23 protein-coding genes are annotated in these 25,002 nt (G+C 68.3%); 12 read left to right on the top strand and 11 right to left on the bottom strand.

Annotation, left to right across the window (positions count from 1 at the left end; translation table 11 throughout):
• Positions 1–189 precede the first annotated feature (189 nt).
• From AB4112_RS19840 to AB4112_RS19825, 4 genes are all read left to right on the top strand, one after another.
• The gene (locus tag AB4112_RS19840) at positions 190–1,992 is read left to right on the top strand and encodes a methanol/ethanol family PQQ-dependent dehydrogenase (protein WP_441722398.1); all 1,803 of its coding nucleotides are present in this window, start codon (positions 190–192) and stop codon (positions 1,990–1,992) included.
• 81 nt (positions 1,993–2,073) lie between these two features.
• Entirely contained in the window at positions 2,074–2,640 is a 567-nt protein-coding gene (locus tag AB4112_RS19835) for a c-type cytochrome, methanol metabolism-related (RefSeq protein ID WP_441722395.1), read from the top strand.
• Positions 2,641–2,650: 10 nt separating this feature from the next.
• A complete protein-coding gene (locus AB4112_RS19830; RefSeq protein WP_441722392.1) occupies positions 2,651–3,496 on the top strand; it encodes a substrate-binding domain-containing protein in 846 nt (281 codons plus the stop codon).
• Positions 3,497–3,503: 7 nt separating this feature from the next.
• The gene (locus AB4112_RS19825; RefSeq protein ID WP_441722389.1) at positions 3,504–4,061 is read left to right on the top strand and encodes a PQQ-dependent catabolism-associated CXXCW motif protein; all 558 of its coding nucleotides are present in this window, start codon (positions 3,504–3,506) and stop codon (positions 4,059–4,061) included.
• 3 nt (positions 4,062–4,064) lie between these two features.
• Here the strand turns inward: AB4112_RS19825 and AB4112_RS19820 are convergent, their stop codons facing one another.
• The 6 genes from AB4112_RS19820 to AB4112_RS19795 are packed head-to-tail and all read right to left on the bottom strand — an operon-like array spanning position 4,065 to position 8,383.
• A complete protein-coding gene (locus AB4112_RS19820; RefSeq protein ID WP_309793170.1) occupies positions 4,065–4,379 on the bottom strand; it encodes a type II toxin-antitoxin system RelE/ParE family toxin in 315 nt (104 codons plus the stop codon).
• On the bottom strand, positions 4,376–4,654 hold the full coding sequence (locus AB4112_RS19815; RefSeq protein WP_309793169.1) for a type II toxin-antitoxin system ParD family antitoxin: 279 nt from the start codon (positions 4,652–4,654) through the stop codon (positions 4,376–4,378). Before AB4112_RS19815 ends, AB4112_RS19820 begins: the two co-directional genes overlap by 4 nt.
• A 60-nt stretch (positions 4,655–4,714) precedes the next feature.
• Entirely contained in the window at positions 4,715–5,461 is a 747-nt protein-coding gene (locus AB4112_RS19810; protein WP_441722385.1) for an ATP-binding cassette domain-containing protein, read from the bottom strand.
• Positions 5,458–6,240: an ABC transporter permease gene (locus tag AB4112_RS19805; RefSeq protein ID WP_441722382.1), complete on the bottom strand. Its 783-nt coding sequence runs from the start codon at positions 6,238–6,240 to the stop codon at positions 5,458–5,460. The genes AB4112_RS19810 and AB4112_RS19805 overlap by 4 nt, the downstream gene beginning before the upstream one ends.
• Entirely contained in the window at positions 6,230–7,219 is a 990-nt protein-coding gene (locus tag AB4112_RS19800) for an ABC transporter substrate-binding protein (RefSeq protein WP_441722379.1), read from the bottom strand. The genes AB4112_RS19805 and AB4112_RS19800 overlap by 11 nt, the downstream gene beginning before the upstream one ends.
• Positions 7,220–7,255: 36 nt before the next feature.
• Positions 7,256–8,383 (bottom strand): S-(hydroxymethyl)glutathione dehydrogenase/class III alcohol dehydrogenase, encoded by a 1,128-nt coding sequence (locus tag AB4112_RS19795; protein ID WP_441722376.1) that lies wholly within the window; start codon positions 8,381–8,383, stop codon positions 7,256–7,258.
• A 293-nt stretch (positions 8,384–8,676) separates the two neighbouring features.
• On the opposite strand from AB4112_RS19795, the gene nosP reads away from it, so the two are divergent.
• The 4 genes from nosP (at position 8,677) to AB4112_RS19775 (ending at position 13,728) form a co-directional block, all read left to right on the top strand.
• Positions 8,677–9,780 (top strand): nitric oxide-sensing protein NosP, encoded by a 1,104-nt coding sequence (nosP, locus tag AB4112_RS19790; RefSeq protein WP_441722373.1) that lies wholly within the window; start codon positions 8,677–8,679, stop codon positions 9,778–9,780.
• Positions 9,781–9,782: 2 nt separating this feature from the next.
• A complete protein-coding gene (locus AB4112_RS19785; RefSeq protein ID WP_441722370.1) occupies positions 9,783–12,464 on the top strand; it encodes a NahK/ErcS family hybrid sensor histidine kinase/response regulator in 2,682 nt (893 codons plus the stop codon).
• Between the two features lie 110 nt (positions 12,465–12,574).
• Positions 12,575–13,288: a DUF899 family protein gene (locus AB4112_RS19780; RefSeq protein WP_441722368.1), complete on the top strand. Its 714-nt coding sequence runs from the start codon at positions 12,575–12,577 to the stop codon at positions 13,286–13,288.
• 32 nt (positions 13,289–13,320) lie between these two features.
• Complete coding sequence (locus tag AB4112_RS19775) at positions 13,321–13,728, top strand: GFA family protein (protein WP_441722365.1); 408 nt, start codon at positions 13,321–13,323, stop codon at positions 13,726–13,728.
• 7 nt (positions 13,729–13,735) lie between these two features.
• Here the strand turns inward: AB4112_RS19775 and AB4112_RS19770 are convergent, their stop codons facing one another.
• The 5 genes from AB4112_RS19770 to AB4112_RS19750 form a co-directional block, all read right to left on the bottom strand.
• Complete coding sequence (locus AB4112_RS19770) at positions 13,736–14,374, bottom strand: alpha/beta hydrolase family protein (protein WP_441722362.1); 639 nt, start codon at positions 14,372–14,374, stop codon at positions 13,736–13,738.
• Between the two features lie 155 nt (positions 14,375–14,529).
• The gene (locus AB4112_RS19765; RefSeq protein ID WP_441722359.1) at positions 14,530–15,183 is read right to left on the bottom strand and encodes a response regulator transcription factor; all 654 of its coding nucleotides are present in this window, start codon (positions 15,181–15,183) and stop codon (positions 14,530–14,532) included.
• Positions 15,184–15,317: 134 nt separating this feature from the next.
• Complete coding sequence (locus tag AB4112_RS19760; RefSeq protein ID WP_441722356.1) at positions 15,318–15,950, bottom strand: glutathione S-transferase family protein; 633 nt, start codon at positions 15,948–15,950, stop codon at positions 15,318–15,320.
• 46 nt (positions 15,951–15,996) lie between these two features.
• Positions 15,997–16,851, bottom strand: coding sequence for a D-amino acid aminotransferase (locus tag AB4112_RS19755; protein ID WP_441722354.1), 855 nt, complete (start codon positions 16,849–16,851; stop codon positions 15,997–15,999).
• The gene (locus AB4112_RS19750; protein WP_441722351.1) at positions 16,848–17,147 is read right to left on the bottom strand and encodes a hypothetical protein; all 300 of its coding nucleotides are present in this window, start codon (positions 17,145–17,147) and stop codon (positions 16,848–16,850) included. Before AB4112_RS19750 ends, AB4112_RS19755 begins: the two co-directional genes overlap by 4 nt.
• Positions 17,148–17,586: 439 nt before the next feature.
• Here AB4112_RS19750 and AB4112_RS19745 point away from each other — a divergent pair, with 439 nt between their 5' ends.
• The 4 genes from AB4112_RS19745 (at position 17,587) to AB4112_RS19730 (ending at position 24,996) form a co-directional block, all read left to right on the top strand.
• Positions 17,587–21,297, top strand: coding sequence for a M10 family metallopeptidase C-terminal domain-containing protein (locus AB4112_RS19745; RefSeq protein WP_441722348.1), 3,711 nt, complete (start codon positions 17,587–17,589; stop codon positions 21,295–21,297).
• Between the two features lie 204 nt (positions 21,298–21,501).
• A complete protein-coding gene (locus tag AB4112_RS19740; RefSeq protein WP_309801859.1) occupies positions 21,502–22,482 on the top strand; it encodes a sugar-binding transcriptional regulator in 981 nt (326 codons plus the stop codon).
• A 30-nt stretch (positions 22,483–22,512) separates the two neighbouring features.
• Positions 22,513–23,949 carry an extracellular solute-binding protein gene (locus AB4112_RS19735; RefSeq protein WP_441722345.1) on the top strand — a complete coding sequence of 479 codons (1,437 nt, stop codon included), beginning with the start codon at positions 22,513–22,515 and terminating at the stop codon, positions 23,947–23,949.
• A gap of 123 nt (positions 23,950–24,072) precedes the next feature.
• A complete protein-coding gene (locus AB4112_RS19730) occupies positions 24,073–24,996 on the top strand; it encodes a carbohydrate ABC transporter permease (RefSeq protein ID WP_309801862.1) in 924 nt (307 codons plus the stop codon).
• Positions 24,997–25,002 lie beyond the last annotated feature (6 nt).

The raw sequence follows: 25,002 nt of genomic DNA, 5'->3' as shown, positions 1-25,002 counted from the left end.
TGGCGATTGACTGAAATTTACGAATTTCCGCAAACTGATGGTGGTCGTATTCCAAATGAAGCATCGGCAGGCCCGGAGACGAGGCCATGACGACCGGGCCCGATGACGTGAACGACCGTCGAGGCGGATCCCAGGCATGCCGCTGGCATTGCCGCGGATCCCGCATCGCGATCAATGGGAGGATAATGAATGCCCAGATTGCTGCGCACTTCCGGGTCCGCCTTGGCGCTTGTGTTCGCGCTGGCAGCCCTGCCGACGGTTGCGTCGGCCAATGACGAACTGCTGACGCTGCAGAAGGATCCGAACCAGTGGACCCAGCCGGCGGGCAACTACGCCAACACCCGCTACAGCGAGCTGAAGCAGATCACCGCCGCGAATGTGAAGAACCTGCAGGTCGCCTGGAGCTTCTCCACCGGCGTGCTGCGCGGCCATGAGGGCGGGCCGCTGGTGATCGGCGACACCATGTACATCCACGCGCCGTTCCCCAACACGGTCTATGCCCTGGATCTCGCCAACCACGGCAAGATCATCTGGAAATACGAGCCGAAGCAGGACCCGAACGTCATCCCGGTGATGTGCTGCGACACGGTCAACCGCGGCGTCGCCTATGGTGACGGCATGATCTTCCTGCATCAGGCCGACACCACGGTGGTGGCGCTGGACGCCAAGACCGGCAAGGTGGTGTGGAGCGTCAAGGACGGCGACGCCACTAAGGGCGAGACCGGCACCTCGGCGCCGCTGGTGGTCAAGGACAAGGTGCTGATCGGCAATTCCGGCGGCGAGTTCGGCGTCCGCGGCCATCTGACGGCCTACGACATCAAGACCGGCAAGCAGGTCTGGCGCGCCTCGTCGATGGGCCCCGACGCCGACACGCTGATGGACCCGGTCAAGACGACCGAGCTCGGCAAGCCGGTGGGCAAGGATTCCGGCACCTCGACCTGGCAGGGCGACCAGTGGAAGATCGGCGGCGGCACCACCTGGGGGTGGACCTCCTACGATCCGGAAACCAACCTGATCTACTACGGCTCCGGCAACCCCAGCACCTGGAACCCGGTGCAGCGCCCCGGCGACAACAAATGGTCGATGACCATCTTCGCCCGCGACGCCGACACCGGCATGGCGAAATGGGTCTACCAGATGACGCCCCATGACGAGTGGGACTATGACGGCGTCAACGAGATGATCCTGGTCGACAAGAAGTTCGACGGGAAGGACCGCAAGGTTCTGGTCCATTTCGACCGCAACGGCTTCGGCTACACGCTGGACCGCGTCACCGGCGAGCTGCTGGTGGCCGAGAAGTACGATCCGGCGGTCAACTGGGCCAGCAAGGTCGACCTCAAGACCGGCCTGCCGGTGCGCGACAAGAAGTTCTCGACCGAGGCCAATGGCGAGGACACCAACTCGCAGGGCATCTGCCCGGCGGCACTGGGGTCGAAGGACCAGCAGCCGGCGGCCTATTCGCCGGAGACCGGCCTGTTCTACGTGCCGACCAACCATGTCTGCATGGATTACGAGCCGTACAAGGTGGCCTACACCGCCGGCCAGCCCTATGTCGGCGCGACCCTGAGCATGTATCCGGCCCCGGGCGGCGACCATCTCGGCAACTTCATCGCCTGGGACGCCGAGAAGGGCAAGATCGAGTGGTCGATCCCGGAGCCGTTCTCGGTGTGGAGCGGGGCCCTGGCCACGGCCGGCGGCGTCGTCTTCTACGGCACGCTGGAAGGCTATCTGAAGGCGGTTGACGCCAAGACCGGCAAGGAGCTGTACCGGTTCAAGACCCCCTCGGGGATCATCGGCAACATCAACACCTTCACCAGCAAGGGCAAGCAGTACGTCGCGGTGCTCTCCGGCGTCGGCGGCTGGGCCGGCATCGGCATGGCGGCAGGGTTGACCAACCCGCAGGAAGGTCTGGGCGCCGTCGGTGCCTACCAGTCCCTGTCGCAATACACCCAGCTGGGCGGAACCCTGAACGTCTTCGCCCTTCCCGACTGAAGCCTCCCTGTGCCTGAAGGCGGGCTTCGGCCCGCCTTCTTTTTCTTCGCGACCCGACCAGACCATCCGAGAGGATCGAGGATGCCCTTCCGTCCCTTCCTGCTTTGCGCCGCCGTCATGGCCGGCAGCCTGATCGCGATCGGCGGCCTCACCGCCGCGGCCTTCGCCCAGGACAGCAGCGCCACGCCGGCGGCACAGCCTGCGGCCCCGGCGGCGGCCCCCGCCCCGGCGGCGACCGCACCGGCAGCGGAGGAGGAGAAGCCCTACAAGATCGCCGCGGACGGCACGGTCGACTGGGCGGTCTACAACGGATTCCGCCGCTACAATGGCATCTGCTACGTCTGCCACGGGCCGGACGGCGAGGGCAGCAGCTTCGCCCCGGCCCTGATCGACTCCCTCAAGACGCTCAGCTTCGACCAGTTCCTCGACACCGTGGTCAACGGCAAGGAGACGGTGAACACGGCGAACGACAAGAAGATGCCGTCGCTGGGGGCCGACCCCAACGTGATGTGCTACATCAACGACATCTACGCCTATCTCAAGGCCCGGTCCGACGGCGCCGTCGGGCGCGGCCGGCCGGCCAAGTTCGAGAAGAAGTCCGCAGATTATGCCGCGGCCGAAAATGCCTGCATGGGGACGCCCGGCTAGGGCGCCCGGCATGACACCCCTCCTCCGGCGCATCGCGGCGCTCGGCCTGCTGGCCGGCGCCGCGCTGTTGTGCGCGCCCACCACCCCGTCGCGCGCCGAACCGCCGCGGCCGGAGGCGATCGACCGGTCGGCGCTGCGGGTCTGTTCCGACCCCGCCAACCCGCCCTTCTCCAACGACAAGGGCGAAGGCTTCGAGAACAAGATCGCCGAGCTCCTGGCCGCCAAGCTGGGCGTGCCGGTGCGCTACACCTGGTTTCCGAACTCGACCGGCTTCCTGCGCATGACGCTGCGGGCCCGGCGCTGCGACCTGGTGACGGGCATCGTCGTCGGCGCCGAGATGGTGCAGAACACCAACCCCTATTACCGCTCCGGCTATGTCCTGGTGACGCGGCGGGCCGACGGTCTGGCCGACCTGACCGGCCTGGCCGACCCGCGGCTGCAGACCCTGCATCTCGGCATCACCGCCGGCACGCCGCCGGCCAACCTGGCGGCGCGCAACGGGCTGATGGTGCAGGCCCGGCCCTATCCGCTGTTCGTCGACAGCCGCTACGACGCGCCGGGCAAGCAGATGATCGAGGACCTGGCCGCGAAGCAGATCGACGTCGCGGTGCTGTGGGGGCCGATTGCCGGCTACTTCGCCAAGCAGCATGGCGACGACATGGTGGTGACGCCGCTGGTGAACGAGCCCAAGGACACCAAGCTGGACTTCTACATCACCATGGGCGTGCGCCCGGGCGAGAACGACTGGAAGAACCAGATCAACCAGCTGCTGCGCGAGAACAAGGCCGCAATCGACGCGATCCTGAGGGATTACGGCGTGCCGCTGCTGGACGCTCGCGGCCAGCCGGTGCCCTGAGACCCGCATGACCGCCCCCCCTGCCCGCCTCCTTCGCTTCGCCGTTCTCGCCCTGGCGCTGGCCGCCGGCCCGGCGCTGGGCCAGACGGCGGAGCCGGACGGCTACCGCATGGAGGACTACCGCGCCCCGGTGCCGGCGACACTGCACGGCGCGACAGTGGTCGACGCCGCTGCGTTGGAACAGTTGATCCGCACCGGCCCGGTGCTGCTGATCGACGTGCTGCCGCAGCCGCCACGGCCGGACAAGCTGCCGCCCGAGACGCTGTGGCACCCGCCGGTGCGCCGTGACATCCCCGGCAGCGTGTGGCTGGCCAACACCGGCTTCGGCGCCCTGTCGGCGGAGATGGAGGCCTATTTCCGCGACAGCCTGGCAGCGCTGACCCTGGGCGACCACGCCCGGCCGCTGGTGTTCTATTGCGAGGCGAATTGCTGGATGTCCTGGAACGCCGCCCGGCGCGCGGTGGCCGAGGGCTACACCGCCGTCCACTGGTTCCCCGGCGGCATGCAGGACTGGACCGCCGGCAACCGCCCGACCCTGCCGAACGTCCCGCTGCCGGTGAAGTGACCGTCAGGGGTCTTCAGCTTGCAGCGCGGCCTCGACATCCTGTCCGCCATAGAAGACACCGAGGATGGTCACACTGACGTCCTCGACCGTGAAGGCGATGGTCACCCGGCGCCGGAATCCGATGAGACGCAGACCCGGCCGGATGCCGTCGCGACGCTGTCCCCGATGGGGAAAGGTCTCAAGGCCGTCGCAATAGTCAGCGATCGCGTCGACATAGCCGGCCGCCCGATCCGGTCCTGTATCTTCCGCGATGTATAGATACAGCGCCTCCAGCTGGTCGACGGCCTGTGCCGAATAGAGGACGCGGAATCGTTTCACGGGCGCTTCGTCGACCGGTCACGCAACTGGGCCAACCGCTCGCGAACCTGCTCGCCGTCGATAAGGCTCGACGGATTCGCCTTGGCTTCGTCATAGGCGGCCGCGACCTCGGTACGCAGCCATTTCTCGAGGGCCTGATCACGGGCCTGAAGCGCACGAAGCCCGTCGCGGATCACCTCGCTCTCGCTGGCATATTCGCCCGACGACACCTTGGCCCGGACCATGTCCGCCATCTCGTTCGGCAAGGTAACGCTGAACTGCTGGGTGGTGCGCAACGACAGCCTCCATCCTATTCAATAGGATGGAACACTATCACAGATCCGGCCAGGGTGCAGTCAGGCGCGATCCGCCGCCTCGTCTTCCTCCACCGCCAGCCCAGGGTCGAAGTGCAGCAGGGCCGTCACGACGGCGTCGATCCGCGGATCGTCCGGGTCGCGCGGATGCGGCAGCTCGATCCGGCGCTGCAGCGACACCCGGCCGGCGCCTGCGGCCAGCACCACCACCCGGTCGGCCAACACCACCGCCTCGCGCAGGTCGTGGGTCACCAGCAGCACGGTCGGCCGGTGCCGGCGCCAATGGTCGGCCAGCAGCGCCCGCATCCGCCCGGCCAGGGCGTGGTCGAGCGACACCAGCGGCTCGTCCAGCAGCAGCAGGTCGGGGTCGACCAGCAGCGCCCGGGCCAGGGCGGCGCGGCGCTGCATGCCGCCGGAGAGCTGGCCGGGATAGACGGCCTCGCTGCCCGCCAGCTCGACCGCCGCCAGCAGCTGCCGGGCCCGCGGTTCCGCCGCGCGGTCGGCGACCAGCAGCAGGTTGTCGAGCAGGCTGAGCCAGGGCACCAGCCGCGGTTCCTGGAACACCGCGGCGCGGCGCAGCGGCGGCCCGTCCGGCCAGTCGATCCGGCCCTGATGTCCGGTGTCGAGCCCGGCCAGGATGCGCAGCAGCGTGGTCTTGCCACGGCCCGAAGGCCCGACCAGGGCGACGAACTCCCCGCCTGCGATCGCCAGGTCGACGCCATCCAGCACGTCGCGCCGGGCCGGGGTGGTGAAGTGCCGGCGGATGCCGTGCAGCGCGACGCCGATCACGGCGCCCGCCAGCGGCCGGCGGCGCGGTCCAGCGGCTTCAGGATGCAGGCCTCGATCGCCAGGATCACGGCGATAAACACCAGCGTGTAGGCCAGGATCCCGGCAATGTCGAAGAAGTTGAAGAAGCTGCGGATCTGGAATCCGACGCCGTTCGGCCGGCCCAGCAGCTCGACCACAAGCACGATCTTCCAGGTCAAGGCGAGGCCGGAGCGGGCGGCCGCCATCAGGCTGGGCGCCAGCTGCGGCAGCACGATCCGCCGCAGCACCCGGCCGCGCGGGATGGCGAAGAGCTGCGCCATCTCCAGCAGCGACCGGTCCAGCGTCCGCGCGCCTTCGCGCGTGATCGCCACCACCAGCGGCGCCTTGTTGACCGCGACCGCGACCACCGCCGCCGCCTCGTTCAGCCCGAACCAGATGTAGCAGAGCACGATGGTCACCAGCGCCGGCATGTTCAGCGCGATCACCAGCCAGCCGTCGAACAGCTCGTCCAGCACCCGGCTGCGGCCGAGGACGAAACCGACGACGCTGCCGATCAGCATGGCGGCGGCGAAGGCGACCGCGACTCGCGCCAGGGTGATGGCGACGTCGCGCAGCAGGTCGCCGTCGACCAGGTGCTGCCAGGCCGCGGCGGCGACCGCCGCGGGCGGCGGCAGTGCCGGGCTGCCAGCCAGCATCGCCGCGACCTGCCACAGAGCGGCCAGGATCGCCAGCGACAGCAGCCAGCGCCAGCGCCGCCCGGCGGGGGTCGCCAGGGCGGCCGGCACCGCGTCAGCGACCATAGCCCGGCCAGAAGGTGCCGGCCGGCAGTGCCGCCAGTCCGCCGACCGCCGCCGGGGTGATCCCGGCCATCAGGCGCAGCGCGGCCCCGGCCGCGGCCTCGTCCGCCGGGCCGGCGCCGGACGGGATGCCGGCGCGGTAGCCGTCGCGCAGGGCGGCGAACACCGCCTCGTCCTCGGCCTTCATCTCCGGCCGCAGCCGCTGCCACACCGCATCATCCGTCTTCATCACCGCCTTGGCGGCGAAGGAGGCGTCGAGGAAGCCGCGCGCCAGGTCGGGATTCTGCGCCGCCCAGCTGTCGCGGAACACCCAGCCGAGCAGCGGCGGCGGGCGGTCGAGGCCAAGTTCCGGCAGGATGCGGGCAATCTCGACCACGGGCTGGAAGCCCTTCGCCGCCAGCCGGGCGTTGAACTGCCAGAAGTTGAGCACGGCATCGAGGTCGCCGCGCAACGCCAGCTGGTTCAGTAGCGGCGGGGCGGCGAAATTGACGGTGGCGGCGCGGGGCAGGTCGATACCGGCGGCCTTGCGGGCATAGGCCTGGATCAGCACCCAGCTCTTGTCGTCGGCGCCGCCGGCGACCCCGAGCCGCTTGCCCGGCAGATGATGGATGGTGCGGATGCCGGTCTTGGGGTCGGCCATCAGCGCGCCGACCGTCAGCGACCAGGGCACGAAGGTGTAGTCGCGCCCGGCGTCGCGCTGCCGCGCCACCCAGATCCAGTCGGTGACGATGGCGTCGACCTCGCCAGCCTGGAACGCGATCGCCGTGGCGTCCTGGTCGGCCAGCACCAGCGGGTCGAGCACGAAGCCGTGCCCGCGGTCCAGCCCGTCGCGGATCACCGCGATCTCCCAGTTCACCGTGCCGAACTGCAGCGTGCCGACCCGGACCCGTGGCAGGTCCTGGGCATGGGCCAGCCCGGCCGCGGAAGCGGCCAGGGCGGCGCCCCCGATCATGAGGCCGCGGCGACCGATCACGGGCGTCATGGTGATCCTTCTACCGAGCGCACCTCGGCAGGGTCATCAGAACTCGACCACGGTGCGGATCGACTTGCCCTCATGCATCAGGTCGAAGCCTTCGTTGATGCGTTCGAGCGGCAGCTTGTGGGTGATCATCGCGTCGATCTCGATCTTGCCCGACATGTACCAGTCGACGATCTTCGGCACGTCGGTGCGGCCCCGGGCGCCGCCGAAGGCCGACCCCTTCCACACCCGCCCGGTCACCAGCTGGAACGGCCGCGTCGAGATCTCCTGCCCCGCTCCGGCCACGCCGATCACGATGCTCTGGCCCCAGCCGCGGTGGGACGCTTCCAGTGCCGCCCGCATCACCTTGGTGTTGCCGGTGCAGTCGAAGGTGTAGTCCGCGCCGCCGATCTGGTCCGCCCCACGCTTGGTCAGGTTCACCAGATACGGCACCAGGTCGCCCTCGACCTCGCTCGGGTTCACGAAATGGGTCATGCCGAAGCGCTCGCCCCATTCCTTCTTCGAGTTGTTSAGGTCGACGCCGATGATCATGTCGGCCCCGGCCAGCCGCAGGCCCTGGATCACGTTCAGCCCGATGCCGCCGAGCCCGAACACGATCGCGGTCGCGCCCTCYTCGACCTTSGCSGTGTTGATCACCGCGCCGATGCCGGTGGTCACGCCGCAGCCGATGTAGCAGATCTTGTCGAAGGGCGCGTCCGGGTTGACCTTGGCCAGCGCGATCTCCGGCAGCACGGTGAAGTTCGAGAAGGTCGAACACCCCATGTAGTGGAAGATCTTCTCCTTGCCGATCGAGAACCGGCTGGTGCCGTCCGGCATCAGCCCCTGGCCCTGGGTCGACCGGATCGCCGTGCACAGATTGGTCTTGCGCGACAGGCAGGACGGGCACTGCCGGCATTCCGGCGTGTACAGCGGGATGACATGGTCGCCCTTCTGCAGGCTGGTCACGCCCATCCCGACATCGACCACGACGCCCGCACCCTCATGCCCCAGGATCGACGGGAACAGCCCTTCCGGATCCGCCCCCGACAGCGTGAACTCGTCGGTGTGGCAGATCCCGGTCGCCTTGATCTCGACCAGCACCTCGCCGAACTTCGGACCCTCGAGATCGACCTCCATGATCTCCAGCGGCTTCCCTGCGGCGACGGCTACGGCGGCACGCGTCTTCATCGCTTTTCTCCCGACTGCCGTCCCCCGGCACGAACAGGGCGGATCACCCCACGGTGCCGCCGCCCGGCCGGGACGGTGCCCGAACCTGAGGGAAAACGGTAGCGACAAAGAAAGTCCCGCCGGAATAGGACTTTGGATCAAGCGCGATCCGGCCCAATCATTGGCCCTTGGATCAGTGGTCCCGGCCAGAGGGCCACGCTAAGCTTCTCGGGAGGAAGCGAATGCCCCAAGCCTACCAAGCGAAGGATAAACCGGTCCGGGCCGGCCCCTGCGGGCTACGGCGCGGCATGAGCATGAAGGCGTCGACGGAGGATGCCGTCGACGAGCTGCTGGCGGCCATCGCACAGGACCGCATGGAGATGATTCTGCTGTTCTGCTCGCCGACCTACGACGTCCCCTCGGTCCTCGCCGCGATCGCCCGCCGGGTGCCGGATGTCCGCGTGCTGGGCTGCACCACCGCCGGCGAGATCACCCCGGTCGGCTACCGCCAGGGCACCATCACCGGGATGAGCCTGTGCGCGGACCACTTCGCCGCCTCGGTCCGGCTGATCGAGCCGATGTCGCACTTCGACATGGCCGATGGGGCGGCCCTGGCCAAGGCGCTGATGGCCGAGCACCAGGCCCTCGACCACCGGTTCGAGCCGTCGCGCACCTTCGCCCTGCTGATCAATGACGGGCTGTCGATGCATGAGGAGATCATCGTCAGCGCGCTGGGCGACGCGCTGGGCGAGATCCCGCTGGTCGGCGGCTCCGCCGGCGACAACCTGGCCTTTCGCGAGACCGCGATCTTCGTCGACGGCCGGGTGCTGGACAACGCGTCGCTGCTGATCCTGGTGTCGACCGACCTCGAATTCCGCGTGTTCGAGCGCCAGCACTTCCACCCGCTGGACCAGAAGATGGTGGTGACCCGGGCCGACCCGGCGAAGCGCGTGGTGATGGAGATCAACGCCGAGCCCGCAGCCGAGGAGTACGCCCGGCTGATCGGGCTGGACCCGGCCGACCTGACGCCCCTGGTCTTCGCCTCGCACCCGCTGGTGGTCAAGGCCGGCGGCCGCCACTATGTCCGCGCCATCCAGCGGGTCGACGCCGACGGCTGCCTGCACTTCTTCTGCGCCATCGACGAGGGAATCATCCTGAGTGTCGCAAAGAGCGGCGATCTGGTCGCGAATCTGGTGTCCCTGTTCGACGATCTGCGTGCGCAATTGGGCAGCATCGAAGCGGTGATCGGCTTCGACTGCGTGCTGCGCTACGTCGAGATGGAACAGCGCCAGATGCTGACCGAGGTCTCGCGCATCATGGCCCAGAACAACGTCGTCGGCTTCAACACCTATGGCGAGCAGTTCGGCATGATGCATGTCAGCCAGACCTTCACGGGGATCGCCTTCGGGCCGGGCTGAGCATGGGACGGGATGTGGCGCAGCAGGATCGACCGAGCGGGGACCAGGAAGCCGCCCTGAGGCGCAACGTCGCCAAGCTGTCCGAGATCAACCGCGCCCTGATGCAGCGGGTAGAGCACAGCCTGGACATGCAGGGCAACGCCTACCAGCTGTTCCAGACCGCGATCCTGCTGGACCAGAAGGTCCGCGACCGGACCAAGGAGCTGGAGCACGCGCTGCAGGCGGTGGAGCAGTCGAACCTCGAGCTGAGCGAGGCCATCGTCACCAGCCGGACGGCGCAGAACCGGCTGCAGGACGCGATCGACAGCATCTCCGAAGGCTTCGCCATCTTCGACCCGGACGACCGGCTGATCCTGTTCAACCGCCGGTTCCTCGACTTCTGGCCGCATCTGACCGACGCCATCCGCCCGGGCGTGGCGCTGGACGCGCTGATCCGCCTCGGCCTCGACGCCGGGGTCATCCAGTCGGATGGCCTGAAGCCGGAGCGGTGGATCGCGGAGCGCCGGCTGCAGCGCGCCTCGACCCGCGGCGGCGGCGCCCAGCGCTGGGTCTACGCCCTGGCCGACGGGCGCTGGGTCCAGGTCAACGACCGGCGGTCGACCGAAGGCGGCATCGCCTCGATCTACACCGACATCACCGACCTCAAGGACGCCGAGCGGCAGGAGCGCGAGAAGGCGCTGGCGGAGCGGTCGGCGCATCTGCAGGCGACGCTGGAGAGCATGTCGATCGGCGTCGCCGTGTTCGACCGCGACCAGCACCTGGTCACCGCCAACCGGCGCTATGGCGAGCTGCTGGAACTGCCGGCGGAGCTGCGCCGGGCCGGCAGCTCGTACCGCCGGTTCCAGGAGTTCAACGATAGCCGCGGCGCGCCGGCACTGGGCACCGCGTCGCCGATCGGCCCGGGCTCGGCCCGTGGATCGGGACCACCGGCGGAGGTGGCGCTGAACGGCCGCTGGTTCGAGGTCAAGGGCGACCCGATGCCGGATGGCGGCTTCGTCACCTCCTATGTCGAGATCACCGAGCGCAAGCTGGCGGAGGAGGCGCTGCTGGACAGCGAACAGCGGATCCGGCTGTTCGCCAACGCGGTGCCGACCATGATCTCCTATGTCGACCGCGACCAGCGCTACCGCTTCGTCAACCGCGCCTACCGCGCCGGCTACGCCCCCAACGGCACCCCCATTCTGGGGCAGACCCTGCATTCGGTGCTGGGCGAGGCGGAGTACGCGCTGCGCCGCCCGTTCCTCGAGCGAGCGCTGGCTGGCAGCACCGTGACCTTCGACCTGCCGCTGCGCGGCTCGGAGACCGAGCCGCGCTTCGGCTTCGCCACCTATGTGCCGCACCGCAACCACCGCGACGAGGTGGTCGGCTTCTTCACCCTGATCCAGGACATCACCGAGCGCCGCCGGGCCGAACGCATCCTGGAAGCGGCCAACGAGGAGCTGGAGCGGCGGGTGCATGAGCGTACCGCCACCCTGTCCCGGCTGAACGAGACCCTGTCGCTGGAGGTCGAGAAGCGCCGCCGCATCGCGCGCGAGCTGCGCATCGCCAAGATCGAGGCGGAGCGGGCCAACATCAGCAAGACCAAGTTCCTGGCCGACGCCAGCCACGACCTGCTGCAGCCGCTGAACGCCGCCCGGCTGTTCGTGGCGACGCTGGAGGACGCCACCCTGCCGCCGGGCAGCGAGGCGCTGCTGGGCAAGATCGACCACGCCCTGGAGAATGTCGAGGACCTGCTCAACATCCTGCTGGATATCTCCAAGCTCGATGCCGGGCGGGTCGGCGCCAACCTGCAGAACGTGCCGCTGCCGCCGCTGATGGAGGCGCTGTACGACGAGATCGCGCCGCTGGCCGAGCGCAAGGGTGTGACCTTCACCCTGCTGCCCTGCTCGGTCACCGTCTGCTCCGACCCCCAGCTGCTGCGTCGGCTGCTGCAGAACTTCCTGACCAACGCGGTGCGCTACACCCATGCCGGGCGGATCCTGTTCGGCGCCCGGCGGCGCGGCGACAAGGTCGAGCTGCAGGTGGTCGACACCGGCGTCGGCATCCCGCAGGAGCGGTTGGACGAGATCTTCGAGGAGTTCCGCCGCCTCGACACCCTGGAGTCCGGGCCGAAGGGCGATGGCGGCCAGAAGGGCTACGGCCTGGGCCTGTCGATCGTCCGGCGCATCAGCCGGCTGCTCGGCTATGAGGTCCGGGTGCGGTCGGCGGTGGGGCGCGGCTCCAGCTTCTCGGTCCTGGTGCCGATGGCCGACCCGGCGCTGGACTGCATGGCACCGCGGCCGGCGGCGACCACCATCGTGCCCAGTGCGGTCGACCGGGTGCGGGTGCTGGTGATCGACAACGACCCCGCCATCCTCGACGGCATGACCCGGCTGCTGCGCGGCTGGGGCTGCCAGGTCGCCGCCGCGGACGACCGGGCGGGTGCCGAGGCGCGGATCGCGGTGGACGGCTTCCGCCCGGACATCGTGCTGGCCGACTACCATCTCGACCACGGCCAGCGCGGCACCGAGCTGATCGTCGCCCTGCGCCATGCGCTGAACGAGGACATTCCGGCCGCCGTGATCACGGCCGACCGCAGCCCGGAGTTGCAGACGATGGTGAACGCGCTGTCGGCGGTGAGCCTGCTGACCAAGCCGATCAAGCCGGCCCGGCTGCGCGCCCTGATCGCCTCGGCGAGGCGCTGAGGGCCAGGCCCGACAAAATTCCGACAAAAAATTCCAGGCGGACCTGTCGAATGGGCGGGGGTAGCATCGACTATCCCCGCATGCATCTTCCCAGGACGGAGGACCATCCGATGGACGCCAAGAACACCCCCCTGCCCCCCGCCGCCGATCTGGCCCGCGGCAGCCCGGTGCGGATCCCCAACGAAAGCGCGGAATACCGCGCCGCCCGCACCGCCCTGCTGGCCGAGGAGATCGAGCTGCGCCGCCACATCGAGCGGGTCGCCGCCCAGCGCCGCGCCCTGCCCCCGGGCGGCGCGGTGACCGGCGGCTACCGCTTCCAGGGCGAGGACGGGCCGACCGACCTCGCCGGGTTGTTCCGCGATCGGCAGACCCTCGTGATCTACAGCTACATGTTCGGGCCGCAGCGCGAGCGCGCCTGCCCGATGTGCACCAATGTGCTGAGCGCCTGGGAGGGCAACGCCCTCGACATCGGCCAGCACCTCTCCCTGGCCGTCGTCGCCCGCTCGCCGATCGAACGCCTGGCGGCGTGGAAGCGCGAGCGCGGCTGGAAGCACCTGCGGCTCTACACCGACCTCGACGGCGCCTATTCCCGCGACTATTTCGGCATCATGCCCGATGGGTCGGAAACCGGGGCCATCAACGTCTTCACCCGCCATGGCGGCATCGTCCGCCACTTCTGGTCCGACGAGATGGGCGGATCGACCGCCGATCCCGGCCAGGACCAGCGCGGCGCCCCCGACCCGGCGGTGCTGTGGACGGTGCTGGACTACACGCCGGCCGGCCGCGGCAAGGACTGGTATCCGCAGCTGGACTACGGTTCCTGACGGGCCGCAGGAAGCGAGGCGAAGGCACGGCGATGCGCAAGACCTACAGCGGCGGCTGCCATTGCGGCGCGGTGCGGTTCGAGGCGGATCTGGACATCGCCACCGGCACCGGCAAATGCAACTGCACGATCTGCACCAAGATGCGGCTGTGGTCGGTCAACGTCCGGCCCGACGCCTTCCGCCTGCTGGCCGGCGAGGCCGAGATGACCGACTACCGCGGCCGCTCGGATGTGGCGCACCACCTGTTCTGCCGGCATTGCGGGGTGCGGCCGTTCGAATGGGTGGACATGCCCAACATGACCGGCAGCCGGTACTTCAACGTCAACATCGCCTGCCTCGACGGTGTCGACATCGACGAGCTGATGGCGGCGCCGGTCACCTATTACGACGGCCTCAACAACGACTGGGGATCGATGCCGGCCGAGGTGCGGCACCTGTAGGCGCACATCAACCGGTGATACGCTCCACCCAGGCGGCGACCCCGGCGGCGAGGGTGCGGAGATGGTCGGCGGCGGTGAGGCCAGAGACGCGCTTGCGCGGCTTCAGGTCGTGGTCGCCATCCTCCAGCCAGAGGATCTCGATCCGGTCGGACAGGGCGTAGCCGGGCACCTCCTCCCGCGTCCCGAACTCGTCGCGGGTGCCCTGGCAGATCAGGGCCGGCGTCGCCAGCCCGGCGAGATGCGCCGTGCGCAGCTGCGCCGGCTTTCCCGGCGGATGGAAGGGATAGCCCAGGCACAGCAGCCCGGCGATGCGGCCGGCCACGTGCAGCTCGTCCGCCGCCATCGACGCCACGCGCCCGCCCATCGACTTGCCGCCGATGACCAGCGGCCCGGCGGCGCCGAGCGCGTCGACCGCGGCGCGGTATTCCGGGATCAGGGTCTCGGCCCGCGGCGGCGGCTTGCGCCGGCCGCTGCGCCGCGCGGCCATGTAGCCGAATTCGAACCGCGCGACGCGGAACCCGGCGCCGGCCAGGGCCTCGGCGGCAGCGCCCATCGACGCCGAGTCCATCGGCGCCCCGGCGCCATGCGCCAGCAGGATGGTGGTGCGGGCCTCGGCCGGCCCGTCGAAGAGGAAGTCCGGCGCCATTCGATCCGCTGCCTTCAGGCCGTTGAGGGAAGCCCGAGGCTACACCAACTGAACAGGCCGTAGGTTGGGTTCGCGCCAGTGAACCCAACATCCCGCAGCCGAAACCGGTGTTGGGTTCGCCAGCGCGAACCCAACCTACGATGCAGGGCTTCGCCTCAGAGGCTGCGGCGGTACTTCTGGAACAGGATCACCGCCTGGGTGCGGCTGGACACGCCGAGCTTCTGCAGCAGGCTGGAGACATGCGCCTTGACCGTGGTGATCTGCACGTCGATGGCGTAGGCGATCTGCTTGTTCAGCAGGCCTTCGGCCATCAGCTCCAGCACCTTGCGCTGCTGGTTGGTCAGCAGCTCGAACCGGCAGCGCACCGCGTCGTCCAGCGGCTCGTCCTCCTCCAGCTCGCCCGGCCCGATCAGGTCCAGCCCTTCGGAGGGGGTGTAGCTGCCGCCGTCGAGGATGGTGGAGATGGCCGAGACGATGGCGTCGCGCGACAGCGACTTGGGGATGTAGCCGACCGCGCCGGCGTCGAAGCATTCGCGCATCACGAAGCTGTCGGCCAGCGCCGAGATCACCGCCACCGGCACGTCCGGCCGGCGGGTGCGCAGCGAGCGCACGCCCTTGACCCCGTTCATCCCGGGCATCCTGAGGTCGAGCAGGATCAGGTCGATGTCCATGACCGAGGCGATGCGCTCGACCGCCTCGCCGAACGTGCCGCTTTCGAGCACGTCGACCTGGCCGTCGAGCGACTTGAGCGTGCCCGCCAGGGCTTCCCGGAACATCGGGTGATCGTCAGCGACCAGGACCGTGCGCATTGGCGACATCCTTGCCTCGACTTGAGGTAAGAGATTGAACGCCCCAGGACTCCAGGGGTCAAGCGGGAAGGATCGGCATTGGCCTTTGGTCTTAGAGATCGTTGAAAGCACGCCGGCCCCTGCGGGCCGCTCTGTCAGCCCAGCTGTGGCGCGGTCGCCTGGTAGCTCGGCATCGCCTGCATCCGCTCCCACCACGGCGCGAAGCCGTCCACCGCAAAGACTTCCTCGGCGTCGGAGGTGAGTCCGACATAGAAGCAGATCGGCGCGAGATACAGGTCCGCCAACGAGGGGCGCGCGTCGGCGATGTGGGCGTCGCCGCCGCGCAGCTTCATCAGCTCGGCCAGGACACGCCGGCTGGTGGCGATGGCCTGTCGCCGAGCCTCCTCGTTCTGGCCGCCGATGAAGTCGGGAAACAGGTGGAAGCCGGCCACCCCGATCAGCGCGCCATACCCGTAGGAGTCGATGAAGCTCATCGCCATGCGCATGCGCGCGCGGTCCTTCGGATTGTCCGGCGTGAAGGACGGGCCGGGCAGAACCTCGTCGAGATACGGCGCGATCGCGCTGGTCTCGAGCACGCGGAAGCCGTCATGGTCGAGCACCGGCACCTTGCCGAAGGGGTGGCGGGCCAGATGCGCCGGCTCGCGCGGCTCGCCCTTGAGCACATTCACCGGCACCAGCTCGTAGGACGCGGCCTTCTCGGCCAGGAGCATCCGCACGGTGCGGACATAGGTGCTGCCGTCGAAGCCGTAGAGGACGATCTTGCTCATGTCGGGGTCTTCCGTTGCGGGCGGGATGCCAGGGAATCCCTGGAGGTTATAGCTCCGCCGGACCACCCACCAGATGGTCGAAAGCGTCGCGGAGCCGGCGCCACACCGGCCCCGGCCGGCCGTCGCCGACCGCGGCGCCGTCGAGCCGCACGATCGGCGCCAGCTCCTTGGTCGTGCTGGTGATCCAGATCTCGTCCGCGGCGCGCAGCTCCGCCTCCGCCACGTCACGCTGCTCGACCGCGATCCCGGCTTCGGCGGCCAGGCGGATCGCGATGCGGCGGTTGATGCCGTCGAGGATGCGATGATCGGCGGTGGGCGTCGCCACCCGGCCGCCCTTGACCACGAAGACGTTGCTGGCGGCGCATTCGGTGACCAGCCCGTCGCGCAGCATCACCGTCTCCAGCGCCCCGGCCTCGGCCGCGTGCTGCGCCGCCAGCACCGAAGGCAGCAGGGCGATCGACTTGATGTCGCAGCGCAGCCAGCGGATATCCGGCGCGGAGACCAGGGCGAAGCCGGCCTGCTGCTGGTCGCGGCCGAGGCGTTTCAGCGGGCTGGCGAAGGCCAGGATGCTGGCCTGCGCCGAGGCCGGAAAGGCATGGCTGCGCTGGGCCGGGGCGCCGCGGGTGACCTGGATGTAGACCGTCGCAGCCGGGCGCGGCGCCTCCGCGGCCAGCCGTTCGAACACCGCGGCCAGGGCGGCACGGTCCAGGCCGGGGTCGATGCGGATCGCATCCAGGCTGCGCGCCAACCGGTCGAGATGGGCGTCGAGCTCGAAGATCCGGCCGTCATAGACCGCCACCACCTCGTAGACGCCGTCGGCGAACAGGAAGCCGCGGTCGAGCGGCGAGACGCTGACCTGGTCCAGCGGCAGCAGGGATCCGTTCCAATAGGCGAGGGTCATCGTCGGCACCAGTCCTCAGTCGAGCGCCGCGGGGCGCCGGACGGTCCGCCCGGCCCCTCGTCGTCGCGCATCGCCGCCGCGCCGCGCATGATCGTCGCGACCGGCCGGCCCATCCCCTCCATGCCCGCAAACGTCGTCCAGCCGCAAGGGGAGACGATCCGGCCCTTCCCGATCCGCCGCCGACCGGTCGCGCGGCGAACCGAGACCAAACCAAAGACTCCGCGGCTGCGCAGTGTTTTCGACCACTTTGCCGCCGACTCCCGACACTCCAGGCGAGCCGGCACCGGCATATCCATAGCAATTAGCCCAAAATCGCGACATGAGATCGTCTCAAAAGTAGGATGAATCCTTCTTCCTTTTCGTGGCGGTTTGTGTGTGATCTAAAGCAGTAGCTGACTGGCTAGAATCGACTAGGGGGCGTTCTCGTTGCACGGAGAATCTTCAGAGTCTGCCCTTGGATATCCGACAGCCGAAACCGCCTCGGGTCGCTTGACCCGTCCGGCGCGGCGCTGATTCGCCGAGGACCATGCCAGAACGTGAACCATGGGTGGAGGTCGGCGCTTGCGGCTGACGAGGCGTTGCGGGGCCATATCGCCCCTGCTGGCCGAACAGCCGATCCGTCACAACGACAATAAGAAAAAATACCGCGCTCATGGATGCAGTCTTGCGAAAGCAAGAACCTCACCAATGAAGCTATCAAATCGGGGGAGCAAATAAATGTGTCTACTCTGTCAAATGGGGCAAAAGCAGGACCATTCGGCTGATAGTGCCGCGAACAACGGGCATTCGTTCGCACTGACCTTCAATCAAGCGGTCAATGACTGGCAGAACATCGACCAGACGCCGGACAATCCGTACAACAAAGACACCGATTACGAGACCTTCCTCACCTATCTCGGGGCCCTGACCCGACCGCTGACGCCCACACAGGCGCAGGGCCCGATCGTGGTGAACGTCTCGGAGCTCGCCAATCATCCGGACTACATGGCGGCCGCCATCGGGGCGCTGCAGATGTGGTCGACGGTGACGCCGCTCGAATTCACCATCGTGTCCGACCGGCCCTACAACCGGAACACTGACTATCTCCAGGTCGTCAGCCCGGAGGTCGGGGAAGCGAATGACGGCAGCGCCTTCTCCTCGGGCCGCTTCGTCAATGTCGGCCAGCGGTTCCACGACACCGAGCCGAACAAGACCGAGCCCGGCGGCTATATCTTCAACACCTTCATTCATGAATTCGGCCACGAATTCGGCCTGAACCACCCGGGCTTCTACAATTACGGCGGCCCCGGCGGCCCGCAGATCACCTACCTCAACGATGCGAAGTGGGTCTACGATCAGCAGCAATACTCGGTGATGTCGTATTTCGACAGCATCGATGCCGGCGGCGCCGATGCCTGGACGAACACCACGCCCGGGGTCGCGGATATCGAGGCGGTCATCCGCCACTATTTCTCGACCGTCACGGGCAATGTGCGGACCTACCAGGACATCCAGCTCAACACCGGCAACGACGTCTACGGCTTCGGCAGCACCAAGCTGGGCTATGCGCTGACGGCGACCGGGCCGGGCCACGACATCGGCTTCGTGATCCATGACACCGGCGGCGTCGACACGGTCGACTTCTCGGGGTCGACCACCAGCACGATCCTGGATCTGCGCGAAGGCCGCTTCTCCAGCGTCAACGGCCACAGCAACAACGTCGCCATCTTCGACGGCCACAACCAGGACGCGACCCAGTACTACATCGAAAAGGGCATCGGCAGCGCCTTCGACGACATCATCCTGGGCAATGACGGCGCCAACCAGCTGATCGCCGGCGACGGCAACGACAAGGTGGCCGGCTTCCTGGGCAACGACACGATCGACGGCGGCAACGGCGCGGACGAGATCCATGGCGGCGCCGGCGACGATCTGATCATCGGCGGCGCCGACACCAATGACAGCCGCGACCGCAACAACACCCTGCCGGTCATCACCGGTCCCGACACCAACGACGGCAATGACCAGCTGTTCGGCGAGGACGGCAACGATACCATCAATGGCGGCGCCGGCGACGACGTGATCGACGGTGGTGCCGGCGACGACCTCATGCGCGGCATGGCCGGCGTCGACATCTTCCGCGGCGGCGATGGCAGCGACACGGTCGACTTCAGCCTGGAAAGCCCGTTCCAGCTGCTGGTCAACCTGGTCACCAATGTCGCCCAGGGCGGAACGGCGTCCGGCGACACCTTCTTCAGCGTCGAGAACCTGATCGGGTCGGACGACCGCATCGACCGCTTCATCGGCAATGACGCGGACAATCATTTCGACGGCCTGGGCGGCGGCGACGTCTTCAACGGCGGCAACGGCGACGACGTCCTCGACGGCGCCCGTGACGGCGACGTCCTGCGCGGTGATGCCGGCAATGACCGCCTGATCGGCGGCGCCGGGGCGGATTACCTGGACGGCGGCGACGGCATCGACACGGCCGACTACACGGTCGACGAGCATCAGCCGATGTTCGGCCCGCCCCGGACCCCGAGCACGGAGGGCGTGACCGTCAACCTCGCGCTCGGCACCGCCAGCGGCGGCGATGGCGAGGGCGACACCACGACCACCCACCAGTTCGACCAGCTGGTGAACATCGAGAACGTGATCGGCTCGAAATACGCCGACACCCTGATCGGCAATGCCGGCGTCAACGTCCTGACGGGCGCCGCGGGCAATGACACGCTATCCGGGGGCGGCGGGGCGGACACGCTCGATGGCGGCGACGGCATCGACGTGGCGGCCTATTACGGCAGCGCGGTCGGCGTCGTCGTCGATCTCGCCGTGCCGGGCTCGCATCCGGAGACCTATGTGTCGATCGAGGGCCTTGCCGGGTCCGCGTTCGGCGATACCCTGACCGGCGATACCGGCGACAACAGCCTTGTCGGCCAGGGCGGCGACGACACCCTGAAGGGCGGGGCCGGAAACGATACGCTGGATGGCGATTTCACGCCCTTCCCGGTCACCGGCGTCGGCCTGGGCAACAGCTACACCACGCTGCCGGCCGGGACGACGAACAACTCCACAGCCACCGCCGTCGACCTGAGCAGCAAATTCTCGTTCCTGGCCGATCCCGACATCGGGGATGCGACCACCCTGGCGCATTCGACGGTCAACGCCACCGGCAACGGCCAGGGCGGCTTCTACAGGGTGAACCTGAACGCGGGAACGGTCCTCACCGCCGACATCGACCACACCTCGGACCTGCTGGACGACAGCTTCATCCGGATCATCCGGCCCGATGGCACCACCGTCGCCCTCAACGACGACGGCGGCAACGACCCCGGCTCCGCCCGCCGGACGGACTCGCTGGTCACCACCAAGGTCACGGAGACCGGGACCTACTACATCGTGGTCGGGCATTACGACAACGACCTGGGCGATGTGGTCGACACCGTTCCCAACGGCGCGACCTATGAGCTGAACGTTTCGGTGACGCCGCCCACTCCGACAGCGCCGAACATCGGCGTGGCCGGGAACGACACGCTCGACGGCGGCGCCGGCATCGACACCCTGCTGGGCCGCGCCGGCGACGACATCCTCCTCGGCGGTGCCGGGGCGGACCACCTGGACGGCGGTGCCGGCGCGGACACGGCCTCGTATGCCGGAAGCGGCGGCGCGGTCACGGTCAGCCTGATCACCGGCAGCGCCACCGGCGGCGACGCCCAGGGCGACATCCTGGTGTCGATCGAGAACCTCCAGGGGTCGGGGCTGGACGACACCCTGACCGGCAATGGCGGGGCCAATACCCTGATCGGCGGCGCCGGCAACGACACGCTCGATGGCAGCGTCGGTGTCGACACGCTGATCGGCGGGGCAGGCAACGACACCTACCACGTCGACAATTCGGCGGATAAGATCCAGGAACTGGCGGGCGAAGGCACCGACTCCGTCGTGTCGTCGCGCAGCTACGCGCTGGGCGACAACGTCGAGGACCTGACCCTCGTCCAGGGGTCGGGCAGCAACGTCAACGGCAATGCCTTGGCCAACCATCTGACCGGCAACGAGGTCGCCAACATCCTCGTCGGCATGGCCGGGAACGATGTGCTCGACGGCAAGGCCGGCAACGACCAGATGGATGGAGGCGACGGCACCGACACCCTGACCGGCGGCGCCGGCAACGACATCTTCTACTTCCAGGCGGCAAGGCAAAGCGTGGTCGGGAACGGCCGGGACGTCATCACCGACTTCACCCACGGCCAGGACCACATCGACCTGCACTTCATCGATGCGGACACCAAGGCGGCGGGTGACCAGGCATTCTCGTTCATCGGCGGCAGCGCGTTCACCGGGGTCGCCGGTCAGCTGCGCTTCGCCGGCGGGGTGCTGAGCGGCGACGTCGATGGCGATGGAAAGGCCGATTTCGAAGTCGGCGTACCAGGGGTCGCCAGCCTGGCGGTGGCTGATTTCGTGCTCTGATCCGGCACTAGTGGACCGCCCGGCCCCGGTGGGGCCGGGCGGCATCTTTCGACTATCGAATGTTCGCGGCCGCTTGTGGCGAACCGCGCCCCATGATTGGTCCGGAGGCCGTCGTAGCACGAGGCCCTTGACCACGGCATCCGCGCGGGCCATCCTGAAAATCTGTTCAGTCACTGAAAAAAATTACAGGACTGTCGACACGGGATGGACGACCAAGTCAGCCTCGCCACGCGCGCCGCGTGGCTGTCCTATGTCCGCCGCCTGACGCAGGGCGAGATCGCGGACCGGCTGGGCGTGTCGCGGGTCAAGGTCCATCGCCTGATCTCGCTGGCCGAGGAGCTGGGGCTGGTCAGCGTCCACATCGCCGGCCGCCCGGCCGAATGCCTGAAGCTGGAGGACGGGCTGATCGACCGCTTCGGCCTGGGCTTCTGCCGCGTGGTCCCGGCGATCGACGTGGACGACCAGCCCTTCGAGGCCCTGGGGGCCGAGGGCGCCGCCTACCTCTCCCGCTATCTCGAGACCTCCGGCGCCAAGGTCATCGGCGTCAGCCACGGCCGCACCCTGGCCGCCCTGGTCAACCGCCTGCCCCGGATCGCGGCGCCCGACGCGAAGTTCGTCTCGCTGCTGGGCAGCCTGACCCGCAAATCCTCCGCCAACCCGTTCGACGTGGTGCAGCGCCTGGCCGACAAGACCGGCGGCGAGGGCTATTTCATGCCGGTGCCGATGGCCGCCGACAGCCTGGGCGACAAGGCGGTGATGCTGTCGCAGAAAAGCGTTCAGGCGGTGCTGGCCCTGGCCCACCAATCCACCCTGTGCCTGGTCGGCGTCGGCGAGCTGGGGTCCCAGGCCCATATGCTGCAGACCGGGGTGCTGACCCGCGCCGACTATGACGACCTCCGCGCCGCCGGCGCGGTCGGCGACCTGGCCGGGCAGTTCCTGGACGGGGACGGCCGCCGCGTCGCCTCCGAGGTCAACGACCGCGCCTTGAGCGTCGGGCTGGACGATCTGCGTGGGCGGAAAGTCGTCGCCATCGCCGGCGGCGCGGTCAAGGCCGACGCCATCACCGCCGCGCTGATGAGCGGGGTGGTGACCGACCTGATCATCGACGAATCCGCGGCGGTGGCGATGGCCGCGCGCCGCGGGGCCCGGCCACCGCAACGGCAGGGTCAACGCGAGACCAGCTGACAACCAGAAACATCGAGGGAGGAACCAGTGATGAAACGCACGACCGATCTCTTTGACGCCCATGTCGCCGGCCGCCTGTCGCGGCGCGAGTTGATGACCGGTGCCGCCAGGCTGGGCCTTGGCGCCACCGCGGCCGGCTTCATGCTGAACCAGGCCGGCACCCGGGCCTTGGCCGCCGATGGGCCCGACTTCAAGAAGTTCTCGGGCAAGAAGATCAGCCTGCTGCTGAACAAGCATCCCTACACGGATGCGATGATCGCCAACCTCGACAACTTCAAGGCCCTGACCGGGCTGGACGTCAGCTACGACGTGTTCCCGGAGGACGTCTATTTCGACAAGGTCACCGCCACCCTGTCGAGCAAGTCGCCGCAATACGACGTGTTCATGACCGGCGCCTACCAGACTTGGCAGTACGGCCCGGCCGGCTGGCTGGCCGACATGAACCAGTACATCAAGAATCCGGAGCTGACAGCCCCCGCCTACAATTGGGACGACGTGCTTCCCGGCCTGCGCGCCTCCACCGCCTGGTCGGGCGTGCCGGGCCAGCCGCTGGGCGGCGACGGCGCCAAGCAATGGGCGGTGCCCTGGGGCTTCGAGCTGAACAGCGTCGCCTACAACAAGCGGATCTTCGACGCCGCCGGCATGAAGCCGCCGAAGGATCTGCCGGAGATGGTCGACCAGGCCGGCAAGCTGAGCGGGCTGAACCAGGGCTTCTATGGCGTCGGCGTCCGCGGCAGCCGCAGCTGGGCGACGATCCACCCCGGCTACCTCTCCGGCCTGACCAACTATGGCGGCAAGGATTTCGACACCACCGGCGGCAAGCTGAAGGCGGCGATGAACAGCGCCGAGGCCAAGGAGTTCACCAAGCTGTGGATCGAGATGATCCAGAAGGGCGGGCCGAAGAACTGGACCACCTACACCTGGTACGAGGTCGGCAACGACCTCGGCGCCGGCGCCTCGGCCATGATCTTCGACGCCGACATCCTGGGCTATTTCCAGAACAAGGGGACGAAGGAGGCCGGCAACATCGCCTACCACCCCTTCACCGCCAAGCCCGGCGCCGCGGCCCCGACGCCGAATGTCTGGATCTGGTCGCTGGCGATGAGCGCGTTCTCCCAAGCGCCCGACGCGGGCTGGTACTTCGTGCAATGGGCCAGCGGCACCGAGCACACGACCTTCGGCGCCACCAAGGCCGACCTGGTCAACCCCGTCCGCCAGTCGGTCTGGGACAATGCCGACTTCCACAAGCGGCTGGAGGGCTATTCCGGCTATCTCGACCAGTACAAGGCCTCGGCCGCCGGGTCGAAGATCTACTTCACGCCGCAGCCGCTGTTCTTCAACCTGACCACGGAATGGGCGGCCAGCCTGCAGAAGATGTACGCCAAGGAGATTCCGGTCGATGAGGGGCTGGACCAGCTGGCCGAGTTCATCGACCAGCAGCTGAAGGATGCCGGCCTGGCCGACTGACGCCCCTCCCTCCCCGCGGATCCGGCCCCCAGCGGATCCGCGCTGGAGACCCCGCCCCCGTCCGACCGCATTCCCCGGACGGGGGCGGGGTTTCCGCGAAGGCTCCGAGAAAGGATCCCGATCGTGGCCACGATCGCCGCCGACACTGCGACCCGACCCCGCCGACGCGCCGGCCCCGGCCTGCTGCCCTATCTGCTGAGCCTGCCGGCGCTGCTGGTGACGATCGGGATCCTGATCCCGTTCGGTACTGCGGTGTACTATTCGCTGCAGCGCTACAACCTGGCCTTCCCGGCCGGGCGCAAGATGATCTGGCTCGACAACTTCATCGCCCTGTTCGGCGACGGACGGTTCTGGGGCACCATCCAGGCGTCGCTGACCTACACCGTGCTGACCGTGGGCGTGCAGCTGCTGCTGGGCCTCGGCATCGCGCTGCTGCTGGTGCGGCGCAGCCTGATCAACAACCTGATGAGCGTGCTGCTGATCCTGCCGCTGATGGTGGCGCCGGCGATCGCCAGCCTGATGTGGAAGCTGATGACCAACCCGAATTTCGGGATCCTCAGCTATTTCGTGAACAGCCTCGGCTTCACCGATTTCCGTTGGGCGTCAGACCCGGCCAGCGCGATGTTCACCGTGGTGCTGGTCGACACCTGGGTCTACACGCCCTTCATCGCCATCCTGCTGCTGGCCGGCCTGCGCGCCCTGCCGCGCCAGCCCTTCGAGGCGGCGGAGCTGGACGGCGTGCCGCGCAGCTTCGTGTTCTTCCGCATCACCCTGCCGATGCTGCTGCCCTACATCCTGACCGCCAGCCTGTTCCGCATGCTGGACAGCATCCAGCAGTTCGACATCGTCTACGCCATGACCCAGGGCGGCCCGGGCGACCGGCTGATGCTGTTCCAGATCCGCGCCTATCTCGAGGCCTTCACCTTCACCAATATCGGCCGGTCGGCCGCGATCCTGATGGTGCTGTGGGCGATCACCTTCGCGCTCAGCAACGTCTTCATCAAGCAATGGCTCCGGCTGCGCGCCCGCGCGCATGGCCGGGCCTGACGGGAG

It is taken from the genome of Inquilinus sp. 2KB_23 (assembly GCF_052115705.1).
Classification (GTDB): Bacteria; Pseudomonadota; Alphaproteobacteria; order DSM-16000; family Inquilinaceae; genus Inquilinus; species Inquilinus ginsengisoli_A.
This window is presented reverse-complemented; position numbering and strand designations above follow the sequence as displayed.